The following is a 17,242-nucleotide window of genomic DNA, read 5'->3' on the forward strand; positions in this document are numbered from 1 at the left end:
TCACCGAAGAACTTCGTGATTGCCGCAGTCAACGAGGTCTTGCCATGGTCAACGTGACCGATGGTGCCGATGTTAACGTGGGGCTTGTTACGTTCAAACTTACTCTTTGCCATTTGAGCTCTCCGTAAATTTAGCCTGCTCAGGCATTCTTTTGATTGGGAGCGTAACCTAGACGGTTACGCAAACTTCTTTTGGATTTCCTGTGCGACCGCCGTCGGAACCGGCTCATAATGGTCGAACTGCATCGTGTACTGTGCACGGCCCTGGGACATCGAACGCAGCGAGTTCACGTAGCCAAACATGTTGGCAAGCGGAACGTTTGCATTGACGACCGTGGCGATGCCGCGGGCTTCGGTGCCGGAAATCTGACCGCGACGCGAGTTCAGATCGCCAATAACGTCACCAACGTAATCTTCCGGCGTAACAACCTCGACCTTCATGATCGGCTCGAGGAGCTGGGCGCCAGCCTTCTGCGCACCTTCACGGAACGCTGCACGGGACGCGATTTCGAAGGCGAGAACAGACGAGTCAACGTCATGGTACGCGCCGTCGATCAGGGTGGCCTTCACGCCGAGCATCGGGAAGCCGGCGAGCGGACCCGCACCCATGACGCTTTCGATACCCTTCTGGACACCCGGAATGTATTCCTTCGGAACCGAGCCGCCGACGATCTTCGATTCGAAGATGAAATCGTCGCCATCATGCGGTTCGAAGATGATCTTCACGCGAGCGAACTGACCCGAACCACCCGACTGCTTCTTGTGGGTGTAATCGATTTCAGCCTGACGGGTGATCGATTCACGGTAAGCAACCTGCGGAGCACCGACGTTAGCTTCAACCTTGAATTCGCGCTTCATGCGATCGACGAGAATGTCGAGGTGAAGTTCGCCCATGCCGGCGATGATGGTCTGACCGGATTCTTCATCCGACTTGACGCGGAACGAAGGATCTTCAGCTGCCAGACGATTGAGCGCGATGCCCATCTTTTCCTGGTCGGCCTTGGTCTTCGGCTCGATCGCGATTTCGATAACCGGATCCGGGAATTCCATGCGTTCAAGGATAACCGGCTTCAGCGGATCGCAGAGCGTATCGCCAGTGGTGGTTTCCTTGAGGCCAGCCAGAGCAACGATGTCGCCTGCGAAGGCTTCTTCGATGTCTTCACGGCTGTTCGAGTGCATCTGCAGCATACGGCCGATGCGCTCACGCTTGCCCTTGACTGTGTTTTCGAGCGAAATGCCCTTGGTCAGCTTGCCCGAGTAAATACGAGCGAAGGTCAGCGAACCAACGAACGGATCGTTCATGATCTTGAATGCGAGCATCGAAAGCGGTGCTTCATCCGAAGATTCACGGGTGGTTTCCGTTTCGGTCTTGACATCGATGCCCTTAATTGCAGGAACATCGGTCGGAGCCGGCAGGAATTCCACAACTGCGTCGAGAAGCGGCTGAATGCCACGGTTCTTGAACGCCGTACCGCAAAGAACCGGATGGAACTTAACGTCGATGGTGCCACGGCGGATCAGTGCACGGAGCTGTTCGTTCGTCGGCATGGTGCCTTCGAGGTAAGCTTCCATTGCAGCTTCGTCGATTTCCACGGCCAGCTCGATGAGCTTTTCGCGGTATTCTTCAGCCTGGTCCTTGAGGTCTGCAGGGATTTCGCCAACTTCGGCAGCAGCGCCGATGGAGCCGTCCCAGGTCAGGGCCTTCATTTCGATCAGATCGATAACGCCGGTGAATTCGTTTTCAGCGCCGATCGGCAGCTGAACCGGAAGTGCAATAGCGCCAAGACGCGAGCCGACCATTTCAACGCAACGGAAGAAGTCAGCACCGATCTTGTCCATCTTGTTGACGAAGACCATACGCGGGACGTGGTACTTTTCAGCCTGACGCCACACGGTTTCCGTCTGAGGCTCAACGCCAGCGTTGGCGTCGAGCAGCGCGATTGCGCCGTCGAGAACACGGAGCGAACGCTCGACTTCAATCGTGAAGTCGACGTGGCCCGGAGTGTCGATGATGTTGAAGCGGCGCTTCTTGCCATCCTGACCCTGCCAGAACGTGGTCGTGGCAGCGGAAGTGATGGTGATACCGCGTTCCTGTTCCTGCTCCATCCAGTCCATGGTCGACGCACCATCGTGGGTTTCGCCGATCTTATGGTTCTTACCGGTGTAGAACAGGATGCGCTCGGTCATCGTCGTCTTACCGGCGTCGATGTGAGCCATGATACCGAAATTGCGGTAGTCTTCGATTTTGTATTCGCGGGCCATGATAGTCGCTCTTTGAATAGGTTTCGACGATTACCAGCGGTAATGCGAGAAGGCGCGGTTGGCTTCAGCCATGCGGTGCGTGTCTTCACGCTTCTTCACAGCAGAACCACGGCTGTTAGCAGCGTCAAGCAGCTCACCGGAAAGACGATCAATCATTGTCGTCTCGTTACGGCCACGAGCTGCATTGATGAGCCAACGGATGGCAAGTGCCTGGCGGCGTTCTGGACGCACATCAACCGGAACCTGATAGGTTGCACCACCAACGCGGCGCGAACGGACTTCGATGTGCGGAGCTACGTTGTCGAGCGCCTGATGGAACAGCGCGACCGGCTCGGACTTTGCCTTGGCTTCGATTGAATCGAGCGCACCGTAAACGATGCTTTCAGCAACCGACTTCTTGCCATGCAGCATGACTGCATTCATGAACTTCGTGATAACGAGATCGCCGAACTTTGGATCCGGATTGATCTCACGCTTCTCAGCTTTATGACGTCTAGACATTTCGTCTTTTCTTTCAATTACATCGGGCTCAGCTCACCTTACGGCAGCCGGTATCCCCGGAAAATCTTACTTCGGACGCTTTGCACCGTACTTCGAACGGCGCTGCTTGCGGTTCTTGACACCCTGGGTATCGAGAACGCCGCGGATGATGTGGTAACGCACACCCGGCAAGTCCTTTACGCGACCGCCGCGGATCATGACGACCGAGTGCTCCTGCAGGTTATGCCCTTCACCAGGGATATAACCGATAACTTCGAAGCCGTTCGTCAGACGAACCTTGGCAACCTTACGGAGAGCCGAGTTCGGCTTCTTCGGGGTCGTCGTGTACACGCGGGTGCAAACGCCGCGCTTCTGAGGGTTTGCCTGCAGTGCAGGAACCTTATTGCGCTTTACCGGCGCAATGCGCGGCTTGCGGATAAGCTGGTTTACGGTTGGCATACAACCTTCCTCTATAAAAAATCTCGTATCCACGCCCATACGGGCCGTTTCACCGCCATGCTGATGCACAAATTCGGGACAAGTCACGACAACCGGTGACCACCCCGAACAAAAGCAGAGGAAGCTGACGCTTCATGCGAACGGCAAGTTGCATTTCGATCGTAAAACGAACCCTGTTTGAGACGAACTTCAGGACGCGTCGTCCCGAACAAGCCAGTCTCACATCGGCTCAGATGGGCTGCTGATACGTCTTTCGCGACGTTTCGTCAAGGGAGCAGAGCCAAGTTTCTTAGCCAAAGGGCAGGAAACCGGCGTTTCGGTCTTCGCCGGACAGGTTATTGCGCTGTGATCAGCGTGAAATCGCACTTATTTCGCGATCAAAACCGTCATTTTCACGTGGCAGCATAGCGTTGACGCCCCGGAGCCGTTATTGAAACACATCCGAGTCGAAACGCAACCCAATATTAAGAGATTCTCAATGTCTTCCACTACCGCATCCACCGGCGACGATTCGCCAACCGTCCACCTGGTCATCGCAGACGTCTGGAACGAAGGTGAAGATTCCCCCGTTGAAGTCCATCTGCTCATGAAGGCTGACGAAGACGAAGATCTGGTTCAGACCGTTCTCGGCATTCTCGCTGAAGAAGGTTATCATGAAGCTGAACTTCTCGAGATGGGCACCCTCACCGAAGAGCCTGCCGAAGAGCCGCACAAAAGTGCATGGGCAACCGCTCTGAGCGGCGAAGTCGCGCTGATTGAATTCGACGGCGACGACGAAGAAGAAGAGTAAGCACTAGCCGAGCATGGCTTGAAAGAATGAGGCGCATTCCGGAAATCGGATGCGCCTTTTTCTTTTGCTCTTGCAACCGCCTGCCCTGCCGACCGAAGACAAACAAAAAGGCCGCCTCGAAGGGCGGCCTTTTTCAGTTTTGTATCTACCGATTACTCGGCAGCGTTGTTGGTCATGTCCACCAGCATCGCATTGGCTTCCGAAGAGCCGGAAGACTTGCGGCGCTCGTCGATGATCAGCTCGTCGCGAGCCGTCGCGATGCGACGGATCTGGTTGGTCATGCCGCCAGTACCGGCCGGGATGAGACGGCCGACGATGACGTTTTCCTTGAGACCCTGCAACGTGTCCATCTTGCCGGCGACCGCAGCTTCGGTAAGCACGCGGGTCGTTTCCTGGAACGACGCAGCCGAGATGAAGGACGGAGTCTGCAACGAAGCCTTGGTGATACCGAGGAGGACAGGATTGCCGGAACCCGGCTTCTTGCCTTCTTCGACCAGGCGTTCGTTGATCTCGTCGAGTTCGATACGATCCACGTGATCGCCGGTGATGTAACCGGTATCGCCGGAATCGGTGATCTCAACCTTCTGCAGCATCTGACGGACAATCACTTCGATGTGCTTGTCGTTGATCAAAACGCCCTGCAAACGATAGACTTCCTGGATTTCGTTCACGAGGTACGAAGCCAGAGCTTCGACGCCCTTGATCGCCAGAATGTCATGCGGTGCCGGGTTGCCGTCGAGGATGTACTCACCCTTTTCGATGACGTCGCCGTCCTGAAGATGGAACGGCTTGCCCTTCGGAATGAGGTACTCGACCGGCTCGATCGTTTCGTCGTTCGGCTCGATGATGATGCGACGCTTGTTCTTGTAGTCGCGACCGAAACGAACAGTACCATCGATCTCTGCGATGACGGCATGGTCCTTCGGACGACGTGCTTCGAACAGTTCGGCAACGCGCGGCAGACCACCGGTGATGTCCTTGGTCTTGGCGCTTTCCATCGGCAGACGGGCGATAACGTCACCAGCCTTTACATGGCTGCCCGGTTCGACCGAAAGGATCGATTCCACCGAGAGCATGAAGCGGGCATCGCCACCCTTCGACAGCTTGAGGATCTTGCCGGCCTTGTCCTTGATGACCATGGCAGGCTTGAGATCCGAACCGCGAGGGGTCGAACGCCAGTCGATAACGACGCGCTTGGTGATACCGGTCGACTCGTCGGCCGATTCCGAAACCGAAAGACCATCGACGAGATCTTCGAACTCAACGTAGCCTTCAACTTCGGTCATGATCGGACGGGTGTACGGATCCCATTCGGCAATACGCTGACCACGCTTGACCGTGTCGGCCTCGTCAACGAACAGACGCGAACCGTAGGTCACACGATGGACCGCACGTTCCTTGCCCGTGTTGTCGAGGATCAGGACAGCCATGTTACGGCCCATCACCACGAGGTTGCCATCGGAGTTGCGAACCACATTGCGGTTACGCAGCTTGACGGTACCTTCATACGAGGCTTCCAGATAGGACGAGTCGACAACCTGTGCCGTGCCGCCCAAGTGGAAGGTACGCATGGTGAGCTGGGTGCCCGGCTCGCCGATCGACTGAGCAGCGATAACGCCGACAGCTTCACCCTGGTTGACCGGAGTACCGCGTGCGAGGTCGCGACCGTAGCACTTGGCGCAAACGCCGTTGCGGGTTTCGCAAGTCAGTGCCGAACGAATACGGATCGACTGGATCGACGCCTTCTCGATGATCTCGACGTCCTTTTCCTCGATCATGCGGCCGGCTTCGACGATGACTTCGCCGGTGGTCGGATGCAGGATCGGATCCAGAGCCGTACGGCCCAGAACGCGCTGACCAATCGAAGCCACGATCTGACCGGCATCGACGATCGGCTGCATGGTGAGACCGATTTCGGCGCCGCAATCGACTTCCGAAATGATCGCATCCTGTGCAACGTCAACGAGACGACGGGTCAGGTAGCCCGAGTTAGCGGTCTTCAAGGCGGTATCTGCCAGACCCTTACGGGCACCGTGGGTCGAGTTGAAGTACTCGTTAACGGTCAGGCCTTCCTTGAAGTTCGAGATGATCGGGGTTTCGATGATTTCACCCGACGGCTTGGCCATCAGGCCGCGCATACCGCCAAGCTGACGCATCTGGTTGACCGAACCACGGGCACCCGAATGCGACATCATGTAGACCGAGTTCATCTGCTTCTGGCGACCGGTCACCGGATCGAATTCAACGGCCTTGAGGCGCGCCATCATCTCTTCGGTGATCTTGTCGGTTGCCTTACCCCAGGCGTCGACGACCTTGTTGTACTTTTCGCCCTGAGTGATCAGGCCGTCATTGTACTGCTGTTCGTATTCGGTCGTAAGCGCTTCGGTGTCTGCAACGATCTTCGCCTTGGTATCCGGAATGACCATGTCATCCTTACCAAACGAGATACCCGCACGGCAGGCATGGGCAAAGCCGAGCTGCATGATGCGATCGCAGAAGATAACCGTCTCTTTCTGACCGCAATGGCGGTAGACGTGATCGATCATCTTGGAGATGTTCTTCTTGGTCATCTCCTGATTGCAGATGTCAAACGGCACCATGACGTTCTTCGGCAGAAGCTCGCCAATGATCATGCGGCCAGGCGTCGTGTCGAAGATCTTCGACACTGGCTTGCCTTCGGCATCGACCGACTTGAAGCGACCCTTGATCTTGGTGTGCAGCGTGACAGCCTTGGTTTCCAGCGCGTGCTGGAGTTCACCCATATCGGCAAACACCATGCCCTCGCCCGGCTCTTTGTCTGCCACGATGGACAGATAATAGAGGCCGAGAACCATGTCCTGCGAAGGAACGATGATCGGCGCGCCGTTTGCCGGATGCAGGATGTTGTTGGTCGACATCATCAGCACGCGTGCTTCAAGCTGGGCTTCAAGCGACAGCGGCACGTGAACAGCCATCTGGTCACCGTCGAAGTCGGCGTTGAATGCCGTACAAACGAGCGGATGCAGCTGGATTGCCTTGCCTTCGATCAGAGTGGGTTCGAAGGCCTGGATGCCAAGACGGTGCAGCGTCGGAGCGCGGTTCAGAAGAACCGGATGCTCGCGGATGACTTCGTCAAGGATATCCCAGACTTCCGGACGTTCCTTTTCAACCAGCTTCTTCGCCTGCTTGACGGTGGACGAATAGCCCTTGGCGTCAAGGCGAGCGTAAATGAACGGCTTGAACAGTTCGAGCGCCATCTTCTTCGGCAGACCGCACTGGTGAAGCTTCAGTTCCGGACCGGTCACGATAACCGAACGGCCGGAATAGTCGACGCGCTTGCCGAGCAGATTCTGACGGAAGCGGCCCTGCTTGCCCTTGAGCATGTCGGACAGCGACTTCAGCGGACGCTTGTTGGCGCCGGTGATCACGCGGCCACGACGGCCGTTGTCGAACAGCGCGTCCACAGCTTCCTGCAGCATGCGCTTTTCGTTACGGATGATGATGCCCGGTGCGCGCAGTTCGATCAGGCGCTTCAGACGGTTGTTACGGTTGATGACGCGGCGGTACAGATCGTTCAGATCCGACGTCGCGAAACGACCGCCGTCCAGCGGCACGAGCGGACGCAGATCCGGCGGAATGACCGGAACGATCTTCATGATCATCCATTCCGGACGGTTTCCCGATTCCAGAAAGTTTTCGACGATCTTCAGACGCTTCATCAGCTTCTTCTGCTTCAGGTCCGAGGTGGTCTCGGCCAGATCGACGCGCAGATCGGCGGCAATCTTTTCGAGTTCCATCGAAGCCAAAAGCTCGTAAATAGCTTCTGCACCAATAAGAGCCGTAAACTGATCTTCGCCGAATTCATCGACGGCGATCATATATTCCTCTTCCGAAAGAAGCTGATGCTCCTTCAGCGAGGTCAGGCCCGGTTCGGTCACGATGTAGTTTTCGAAATACAGGACGCGCTCGATATCCTTGAGCGTCATGTCCAGCAGCGTGCCGATACGGCTCGGCAGCGACTTCAAAAACCAGATGTGAGCAACCGGAGCTGCGAGTTCGATATGGCCCATACGCTCGCGACGAACGCGCGAGAGCGTGACTTCCACACCGCACTTTTCGCAGATGATGCCTTTGTATTTCATACGCTTGTACTTACCGCACAAGCATTCATAGTCCTTGATCGGGCCGAAGATGCGCGCGCAGAAGAGACCATCGCGTTCTGGCTTGAACGTGCGGTAGTTGATAGTCTCCGGCTTCTTGATCTCGCCGTATGACCAGGACAGAATCTTCTCAGGGCTGGCGATCGAGATTCTGATGGAATCGAACGTTTGCGCCGGAGCCTGAGGATTGAAAAGATTCATGACCTCTTGGTTCATGCCGTTCTCCTTAAGGGCGATCCGCCGCCCTGTGTGTCGTCGATGACAGGCTGAAAATCCCTGCCATCCGGAAAAGAAATCGCGGTACTACTCAGTTTTGAACTGGCTTGCCGTAGGTCTCGTTCCCTCTTGCGGCAAATAAATCCGCCTTCACTGGAAACGAGTATACGGGCGCGCCACGGCAAGACCATGGCGCGCCTCGATTTTTTACTCTGCAGCGTCCGGCAGGGCCGGCTGTTCAGCATCGCGCGTGTCGTCGAGTTCGACATTGAGACCGAGCGAGCGCATTTCCTTGACGAGAACGTTGAAGCTCTCTGGAATACCCGCTTCGAATGTGTCGTCTCCGCGCACGATGGCTTCGTAGACCTTGGTACGGCCTGCCACGTCGTCCGACTTGACCGTAAGCATTTCCTGCAGCGTGTAAGCTGCACCGTATGCTTCCAGTGCCCAGACCTCCATTTCGCCGAAGCGCTGACCACCGAACTGGGCCTTGCCGCCCAGAGGCTGCTGCGTAACGAGCGAGTAAGGTCCGATCGAACGGGCGTGGATCTTGTCGTCGACCAGGTGGTGGAGCTTCAACATGTAGATGTAGCCCATGGTCACCTGACGGTCGAACGGCTCACCCGTACGTCCATCATACAGCGTCGACTGACCCGAAGTCGCAAGACCGGCATCCGTCAGCATCGCATTGATGTCGGCTTCGACGGCACCGTCGAAGACCGGCGTTGCGATGGACACGCCGCGCTTCACCTGATTGGCCAGCATGACAACGGAATCGTCGTCATAAGACCGGATCGGTTCATTGCGGTCGTTGTCCGGATAGATGTGCTCCAGCGTCTCGCGCAGCGGCTCAATATTGGCCGTCTTGCGGTAAACGTCGAGAAGCTCACCGATCTTCTTGCCCATGCCAGCGCATGCCCAGCCGAGGTGGGTTTCCAGAATCTGGCCCACATTCATACGGCTCGGAACGCCAAGCGGGTTCAGCACGATGTCGGCATGCGTACCGTCTTCGAGGAACGGCATGTCCTCGACCGGCAGAATGCGCGAAACCACACCCTTGTTACCGTGACGGCCAGCCATCTTGTCGCCCGGCTGGATCTTGCGCTTCACAGCGACAAAGACCTTGACCATCTTCATGACGCCTGGAGGCATCTCGTCGCCGCGCTGTACCTTTTCGACCTTGTCCATGAAGCGTGCTTCAAGCAGCTTCTTGGATTCGTCGTACTGGCCACGCAGAGCTTCCAATTCACCCTGAAGCTTTTCGTCTTCAACGGCAAACTGCCACCATTGCGAACGCGGATACTCGGTCATGAGTTCGCGGCTGATCGTCGTGCCCTTCTTGAAGCCCTTCGGGCCGGCAGCGGCAACCTTGCCATCGATCATGTCGGCGAGACGGCCATAGACGTTGCGGTCCAGGATAGCCTGTTCGTCGTCACGGTCCTTGGCGAGACGCTCGATTTCCTCGCGCTCGATAGCCATGGCGCGTTCGTCCTTTTCAACGCCGTGGCGATTGAAAACGCGAACTTCCACAACGGTACCGTAGGTTCCGGGCGGCATACGCATGGAGGTGTCACGAACGTCGGACGCCTTTTCACCGAAGATGGCGCGCAGAAGCTTTTCTTCCGGCGTCATCGGGCTTTCGCCCTTCGGGGTGATCTTGCCGACAAGAATGTCGCCAGGATGCACTTCAGCACCGATGTAGACGATACCTGCTTCGTCGAGGTTCTTCAGCGCTTCTTCCGATACGTTCGGAATGTCGCGGGTGATTTCCTCAGGTCCAAGCTTGGTGTCGCGGGCAGCAACTTCGAATTCCTCGATGTGGATCGAGGTGAACACGTCGTCCGAAACGATCTTTTCCGAAAGAAGGATCGAATCTTCGTAGTTGTAACCGTTCCACGGCATGAACGCGACGAGCACGTTGCGGCCGAGAGCCAGATCGCCGAGATCTGTCGACGGACCGTCAGCAATGATATCGCCCTTGCCGATCGGATCGCCCACGCGAACGAGCGGACGCTGGTTGATACAGGTCGACTGGTTCGAACGCTGGAACTTCTGCAGACGATAGATATCGACGCCCGACTTGGACGGATCGAGATCTTCCGTAGCGCGGATAACGATACGGGTCGCATCGACCTGATCGACGAAACCGCCACGACGCGCTGCAATCGCTGCACCGGAGTCGCGAGCCACAATCGGTTCCATACCCGTACCGACGAACGGCGCTTCAGCGCGAACGAGCGGCACAGCCTGACGCTGCATGTTCGAGCCCATGAGGGCGCGGTTGGCGTCATCGTTTTCAAGGAACGGAATGAGCGCTGCTGCAACCGAAACGAGCTGCTTCGGCGAAACGTCCATCAGGTCCACGTTTTCACGCGGCGCCATCATCACTTCACCGGCATGACGGCAGATGACGAATTCGTCAACAAAACCGCCCTGTGCGTCCAGCTCAACGTTTGCCTGGGCAACCGAGTGCTTGGCTTCTTCCATGGCCGACAGATAGACAACGTCGTTCGTTACCTTGCCGTCGATCACCTTACGGTACGGGCTTTCGATGAAGCCGTACTTGTTGACGCGGGCGAAGGTTGCAAGCGAGTTGATCAGACCGATATTCGGGCCTTCCGGCGTTTCAATCGGGCAGATACGGCCATAGTGGGTCGGATGCACGTCGCGGACTTCGAAGCCAGCGCGCTCACGGGTCAAACCGCCCGGTCCAAGAGCCGAAAGACGGCGCTTGTGGGTGATTTCCGAAAGCGGGTTGGTCTGATCCATAAACTGCGACAGCTGCGACGAACCGAAGAATTCACGAACGGCAGCCGCTGCGGGCTTCGCGTTGATGAGATCCTGCGGCATGACCGTGTCGATTTCGATCGAGGACATACGTTCCTTGATCGCGCGCTCCATGCGGAGCAGACCGACGCGGTACTGATTTTCCATCAGTTCGCCGACCGAACGCACGCGGCGGTTGCCGAGATTGTCGATGTCGTCGATTTCGCCACGACCGTCACGCAGTTCCACCAGCATCTTGACCACGGCCAGGATGTCTTCCTTGCGCAGAACGCGCACGGTGTCTTCCGCGTCGAGGTCCAGACGCATGTTCATCTTGACGCGACCGACGGCCGAAAGGTCGTAACGCTCTGCATCGAAGAACAGCGAGTTGAACATCGCTTCGGCGGAATCCATCGTAGGCGGTTCGCCCGGACGCATCACGCGATAGATGTCAAACAGCGCATCCTGACGGCTCTCGTTCTTATCGACAGCCAGCGTGTTACGGATGTAACCGCCGATGTTGATATGATCGATGTCCAGAACATTGATCTCGGTTTCACCGGTATCGAGCAGCGTCTTGAGGACCTTCTCGTCGATTTCGTCACCAGCTTCGAGATAAATCTCGCCGGTTGCGTAATTGACGACGTCTTCCGCCAGATAGGAACCGAACAGGTCGTCCTCGGTAGCCTTGATGGCCTTCAGACCCTTTTCAGCAAGCTGCTTGGCCGAACGGGCCGTGAGCTTCTTACCGGCTTCGAGAACAACTTCGCCCGTATCCGCGTCGATGAGATCGGAAATGATCTTCATGCCCTTGAAGCGGTCGGCGGAATACGGAATGCGCCAGTTGTCGCCGTCACGCGAATAGGTGACGGTCTTGTAGAAGGTCGACAGAATTTCTTCGCCGTCCATGCCGAGCGCCATGAGCAGCGTCGTTGCCGGCAGCTTGCGGCGACGGTCGATACGCGCATAGACGATGTCCTTGGAATCGAACTCGATGTCGAGCCAGGAACCGCGGTAAGGAATGACGCGAGCAGCGAACAGGAGCTTACCCGAAGAGTGGGTCTTGCCCTTGTCGTGATCGAAGAAGACGCCCGGCGAACGGTGCATCTGTGAAACAATCACGCGTTCCGTGCCGTTGACGATGAAGGTGCCGTTGTCGGTCATGAGCGGCATATCGCCCATGTACACGTCCTGCTCCTTGATGTCCTTGATGGACTTCGCGCCGGTATCTTCGTCAATATCGAATACGATAAGACGCAGCGTCACCTTGAGCGGCGCGGAATAGGTCAGGTCGCGCTGACGGCATTCGTCAACGTCGAACTTCGGTGGATCGAATTCGTAACGGACGAATTCGAGCATGGAAGCGCCGGAGAAATCCTGGATAGGGAAAACAGACTTGAAAACCGCCTGCAAACCCTCGTCAGGACGCCCGCCGGATGGTTCTTCAACCATTAGGAACTGGTCGTAAGATGCCTTCTGAACCTCGATAAGGTTCGGCATCTCGGCGACCTCTGGGATCTTGCCGAAAAATTTGCGTACGCGCTTGCGACCATTGAATGAATGGGTCTGAGCCATCGTCGCTCCTCGTTCTATAGCCTTGCGGCTTGCTCACGCCTTGCGGCCTTTATCATGCGCCGCCTTGCGGCGGTCCTTCGAGCGTATGGTTTTTCAAGTTGATGAGACCTGAAACGGACCATGCGCAATCTCGTCGTATCAAAGCAACTTTCGCACTGATTCGTGCGCAGGGTGCTTTTTGCATCGGCCCAAAAATCGAAGTCGATTTTTGGAAAGCACGATGCATGGATTCTAGCTATTAGAGCGACCTTTACGCGTCGTAAACGACGCGTGGCGCTCTAATGGGCTAAAACCCATTTCCTGAAAGCCGCTCTGGCGTTCAGAAAAAGGGTTTCCACTTAGTCGATCCACCGTCTTACGGGTGGAAACTGACGGATGGAAAACCATCCGCCAGAATAGTCCGAACTTACTTGAGTTCGACCTTGGCGCCAGCAGCTTCGAGCTGTGCCTTGATCTTCTCAGCTTCGTCCTTCGAAGCGGCTTCCTTGACAGCCTTAGGAGCGCCTTCGACGAGGTCCTTAGCTTCCTTGAGGCCGAGACCGGTGATTGCGCGCACTTCCTTGATCACGTTGATCTTGTTAGCGCCGCCATCGACGAGAACGACGTCGAATTCGGTCTTTTCTTCAGCAGCAGCAGCCGGAGCAGCGCCACCAGCAGCAGCAACTGCTACAGGAGCAGCAGCCGAAACGCCCCACTTCTCTTCGAGAAGCTTCGAAAGCTCAGCAGCTTCGAGAACGGTCAGTGCCGACAGGTCGTCAACGATCTTTGCGAGATCAGCCATTTTGGTATTTCCTTAGTTTCAAGGTTTGAACAATTGACAGCGAAAAACGGCCTTACGCCGCCTCGTTCTTCCGGGCGTGCGCGCCAATAACGCGAGCGATCTGGCCCGCTGGTGCGCTGGTAAGTACTGCGAGACGCTGAGCCGGGGTCTGGATCATTCCAACCAGCTTTGCGCGCAGTTCGTCGAGCGATGGGAGCGAAGCAAGCGACTTGACGCCATCGGCGTTAAGCGTCGTTGCACCCATTGCACCACCGAGGATAACGAGCTTGTCGTTAGCCTTGGCGAATTCGACGGCTACTTTCGGAGCAGCAATCGGGTCGTTTGCATAAGCAACAACCGTCTGACCTGTAAACAGATCAGAAATGCCTTCCGATTCCGTGCCCTGAAGAGCGATCTTGGCAAGGCGGTTTTTCGCGACTTTAACGGACCCACCTGCATCACGCATCTTCGAGCGAAGATCGCTCATCTGCGCAACGGTGAGACCGGTATAGTGGGCCACGACGACCGAACCGGACTCTTTAAAAGCGCCGTTCAGCCACGAGACAAATTCGCGTTTTTCCGCTCTATCCACTGTCTCTCTCCAGTAGACAGGACCACATGGCCCTGCCGGGTTGCCTTTGCCGGACGAACTTCACAGTCAGCCCGACGTTCGAGGATCCTGTCCCCTTCAGCTATCCTGGAAGCCAGGCATCACTCAAAGGCAACTACGGTTCAAACCTTGCATGCGTTCACACGCGAAACAGGGTTATTCCACGTCTCATGCAGGCTATGTTTTAAGGAAAATCACCCGAAGATGATTGACCGCCTGCAATCTCGGACAGGATAACCGGACTTTCGTCCGGCTATCCGGATCATACGATCCGGAATTCTTGCACTTCGACCGCTTTCGCGATGCCGGCGTGCCGCCGATGCGCCCTCCCCTTAAAGAGAAAGGCATAGGCTCCGGCGAACCGGAGCCCAGATAGATTAAGCGACGACCTTGACGGTTGCCGGATCGACCTTGACGCCAACGCCCATGGTCGAGGAAAGCGAAACGCGCTTGACGTATTCGCCCTTGGCAGCCGACGGCTTTGCCTTGATGACGGCGTCAGCGAAAGCCTTGATGTTTTCTTCGAGCTTCTGCGAGTCGAACGAAACCTTGCCGATACCGGCATGGATGATACCAGCCTTTTCGACACGGAATTCAACTGCACCGCCCTTGGAAGCAGCAACAGCAGCAGCAACGTCGGTGGTGACGGTGCCAACCTTCGGGTTCGGCATCATGCCACGCGGGCCGAGAACCTTACCGAGACGACCGACGAGCGGCATCATATCCGGGGTTGCAATGCAGCGATCGAATTCGATCTTGCCGCCATTGACGATTTCGAACAGTTCTTCCGCACCGACGATGTCGGCGCCAGCCTTCTTGGCTTCTTCAGCCTTGTCGCCACGTGCGAAAACAGCAACGCGAACCGTACGGCCGGTGCCGTTCGGCAGGTTGACAACGCCGCGAACCATCTGGTCAGCGTGACGCGGGTCAACACCGAGGTTCATCGCGATTTCGATGGTTTCATCGAACTTGGCGATTGCACGTTCCTTGACGAGGCCGATAGCAGCCGACAGATCGTACAGCTTGTTACGATCGACGCCTTCGCGGATCTTGTTAATGCGCTTGGAAATCTTCGCCATCGTCTCAGCCCACCACTTCCAGGCCCATCGAACGGGCAGAACCTTCGATCATGCGCATTGCTGCTTCAATGTCAGCGGCGTTCAGATCTTTCATCTTCGCTTCAGCGATCGTGCGAACCTTGTCGCGGGAGATCGTGCCGGCGCTTGCCTTGCCCGGGGTCTTCGAACCGGACTTGAGGTTAGCGGCCTTCTTGAGGAAGTAGGTCACCGGAGGCGTCTTCATCACAAAAGTGAAAGACTTGTCCTGGTAATAGGTGATCACGACTGGAATCGGCGAACCCTTTTCCATTTCCTGCGAGGCAGCGTTGAACGCCTTGCAGAATTCCATGATGTTGATGCCGCGCTGACCCAGAGCCGGGCCGATCGGAGGCGAAGGGTTGGCCGCACCGGCTGCTACCTGCAGCTTGAGCTGGCCTGCAATTTTCTTAGCCATTACTTTCTGCCTTTTTTACAATGCCGGAAAACCGGCTTCTCGATTGACGCCGGGAAACCCGGCTTTCGACTGACGCCAATCAGACAAATGTCAGACTGACGGGCAGTTCGGTGGTCCGGAGATCGACGACCGGCTAAGCCGCCTTCCCTTCCACCACTTCCACTCCGGTTGGATTTTTGATCCCGCTTATGCCCTCAGGCTCAATTCAGGATCTCGCTCCGGAGTGAAATACCCTTGCGGGCAAACGATCAGAGCTTATCGACCTGACCGTATTCCAGATCCACAGGCGTCGCGCGCCCGAAGATGGAAACCTCGACCTTGAGACGCGCGCGCTCTTCGTCGACTTCCTGAACGATACCGTTGAACGATGCGAACGGACCGTCGGAAACGCGAACCTGCTCACCGATTTCGAAGGAGACCGAGGTCTTCGGACGATCAACACCATCCTGAACCTGGTTCAGAATCTGATCGACTTCCTTCTGGGAAACCGGAACCGGCTTGGAGTCACCGAGGAAACCGGTGACGCGCGGCGTATTCTTGATCAGCGAAAAGACGGCATCGGTCAGCGTGGCATGCACGAGCACGTAACCCGGAAAGAACTTGCGCTCAGCATCAACCTTGCGGCCGCGACGCACTTCAACGATCTTTTCGGTCGGCACAACGATCTGTTCAATCAGATTGGACAGACCCTTCTGTGCAGCCTTGGCTTCGATGTCCTCAGCCACCTTCTTTTCGAAATTTGAATAGGCGTGAACGATGTACCAGCGCGCCGTCATCTAAAAACTCCCCAATCCTGACTTATCGACCAAGGCCGAGAATAAATTCTACGCCATAGGCCATAAGCTGGTCGGCAAGGAAAAAGAACGCAGCAGCCAGAAACGCCATAATCACCACCATAATAGTGGAGATAATCGTTTCACGCCGGGTCGGCCAGGTTACCTTCGCCGTTTCGGCGCGAACCTGCTGAAGAAAGGTGATCGGATTCGTTTTGGATGCCATCTGCCGCTCTGTCATTGATCGAGCGCGACCTCCAAACTTTGAACAGCTAATCGTTTCAATCAGCGAATCAGAAGCCGGAACCCACGCGTATACGGCGCGCAAAGCTGAATTATCAGCCCCACGCACCGCGTGTCTGTTGACGTTACATAGAATCGATTCCCACAAAACACAAGCCCAAAGGTTAAAAGAATACCATACAGGCTTGTCGGAAATCCGACCCTTGCACACACCGCTCTACCACACCATTCAATCGTGTGATTGCGGCCTTCCCTGCCCGGCCAACAAATCCGGCAGGAAATTATCATTCTCCGACAATGTCATAGACCGCTAGAAAAGCGCTCGATATGAGCAATGTCGAAAAAGTTAAGGCAGCGTAAACGCCGCCTGACTTTCCTTTATATAGAAAACGGGCGCATGCAGTCAAGCCGCATACACCCGTTTCAAAAATGGCAGGGGCAGCAGGGCTCGAACCCGCGACCTACGGTTTTGGAGACCGTCGCTCTACCAACTGAGCTATACCCCTATATGACGCTGGGCGTCATAATGACCGGCGGCGAACCGCCGATCAAATGATAATTCTTTACTCGATGATCGAAGCGACGATGCCTGCACCGACGGTGCGGCCACCTTCACGGATAGCGAAGCGGAGCTTCTCTTCCATGGCGATCGGGACGA

General features: G+C 56.3%; 14 protein-coding genes and 1 tRNA gene. 1 reads left to right on the top strand and 14 read right to left on the bottom strand.

Annotated elements, in window-relative coordinates:
* From FHW00_RS23895 to rpsL, 4 genes are all read right to left on the bottom strand, one after another.
* Positions 1–113 (bottom strand): GTP-binding protein (locus FHW00_RS23895; protein ID WP_374831129.1); only part of this gene is annotated, 113 nt, incomplete at its 3' end.
* A gap of 63 nt (positions 114–176) precedes the next feature.
* Positions 177–2,261: an elongation factor G gene (gene fusA / locus FHW00_RS23900; protein ID WP_078341268.1), complete on the bottom strand. Its 2,085-nt coding sequence runs from the start codon at positions 2,259–2,261 to the stop codon at positions 177–179.
* Positions 2,262–2,291: 30 nt separating this feature from the next.
* Positions 2,292–2,762, bottom strand: coding sequence for a 30S ribosomal protein S7 (gene rpsG, locus FHW00_RS23905; protein ID WP_078341269.1), 471 nt, complete (start codon positions 2,760–2,762; stop codon positions 2,292–2,294).
* A 66-nt stretch (positions 2,763–2,828) separates the two neighbouring features.
* The gene (gene rpsL / locus FHW00_RS23910; protein WP_006471111.1) at positions 2,829–3,200 is read right to left on the bottom strand and encodes a 30S ribosomal protein S12; all 372 of its coding nucleotides are present in this window, start codon (positions 3,198–3,200) and stop codon (positions 2,829–2,831) included.
* Between the two features lie 478 nt (positions 3,201–3,678).
* On the opposite strand from rpsL, the gene FHW00_RS23915 reads away from it, so the two are divergent.
* Complete coding sequence (locus tag FHW00_RS23915) at positions 3,679–3,990, top strand: hypothetical protein (protein ID WP_078341270.1); 312 nt, start codon at positions 3,679–3,681, stop codon at positions 3,988–3,990.
* 152 nt (positions 3,991–4,142) lie between these two features.
* Here the strand turns inward: FHW00_RS23915 and rpoC are convergent, their stop codons facing one another.
* The 10 genes from rpoC to FHW00_RS23965 form a co-directional block, all read right to left on the bottom strand.
* A complete protein-coding gene (gene rpoC / locus FHW00_RS23920; RefSeq protein ID WP_078341271.1) occupies positions 4,143–8,345 on the bottom strand; it encodes a DNA-directed RNA polymerase subunit beta' in 4,203 nt (1,400 codons plus the stop codon).
* A 207-nt stretch (positions 8,346–8,552) separates the two neighbouring features.
* On the bottom strand, positions 8,553–12,686 hold the full coding sequence (rpoB, locus tag FHW00_RS23925) for a DNA-directed RNA polymerase subunit beta (RefSeq protein ID WP_078341273.1): 4,134 nt from the start codon (positions 12,684–12,686) through the stop codon (positions 8,553–8,555).
* A gap of 406 nt (positions 12,687–13,092) precedes the next feature.
* Positions 13,093–13,467: a 50S ribosomal protein L7/L12 gene (gene rplL / locus FHW00_RS23930; RefSeq protein WP_061346151.1), complete on the bottom strand. Its 375-nt coding sequence runs from the start codon at positions 13,465–13,467 to the stop codon at positions 13,093–13,095.
* Positions 13,468–13,519: 52 nt separating this feature from the next.
* Positions 13,520–14,038: a 50S ribosomal protein L10 gene (gene rplJ / locus FHW00_RS23935; protein WP_010659905.1), complete on the bottom strand. Its 519-nt coding sequence runs from the start codon at positions 14,036–14,038 to the stop codon at positions 13,520–13,522.
* 395 nt (positions 14,039–14,433) lie between these two features.
* On the bottom strand, positions 14,434–15,135 hold the full coding sequence (gene rplA, locus FHW00_RS23940) for a 50S ribosomal protein L1 (RefSeq protein ID WP_078341274.1): 702 nt from the start codon (positions 15,133–15,135) through the stop codon (positions 14,434–14,436).
* A 4-nt stretch (positions 15,136–15,139) separates the two neighbouring features.
* Positions 15,140–15,568: a 50S ribosomal protein L11 gene (gene rplK / locus FHW00_RS23945; RefSeq protein ID WP_010659903.1), complete on the bottom strand. Its 429-nt coding sequence runs from the start codon at positions 15,566–15,568 to the stop codon at positions 15,140–15,142.
* 248 nt (positions 15,569–15,816) lie between these two features.
* Complete coding sequence (gene nusG / locus FHW00_RS23950; protein WP_078341275.1) at positions 15,817–16,344, bottom strand: transcription termination/antitermination protein NusG; 528 nt, start codon at positions 16,342–16,344, stop codon at positions 15,817–15,819.
* 22 nt (positions 16,345–16,366) lie between these two features.
* Positions 16,367–16,567, bottom strand: coding sequence for a preprotein translocase subunit SecE (secE, locus tag FHW00_RS23955; protein WP_078341276.1), 201 nt, complete (start codon positions 16,565–16,567; stop codon positions 16,367–16,369).
* A 447-nt stretch (positions 16,568–17,014) separates the two neighbouring features.
* Positions 17,015–17,090 (bottom strand) — tRNA-Trp (locus FHW00_RS23960).
* Between the two features lie 57 nt (positions 17,091–17,147).
* Positions 17,148–17,242 (bottom strand): EF-Tu C-terminal domain-related protein (locus tag FHW00_RS23965; RefSeq protein ID WP_132229124.1); only part of this gene is annotated, 95 nt, incomplete at its 5' end.

The sequence above is a fragment of the Ochrobactrum sp. P6BSIII genome (assembly GCF_014138065.1).
In the GTDB taxonomy this organism is placed as follows: Bacteria; Pseudomonadota; Alphaproteobacteria; order Rhizobiales; family Rhizobiaceae; genus Brucella.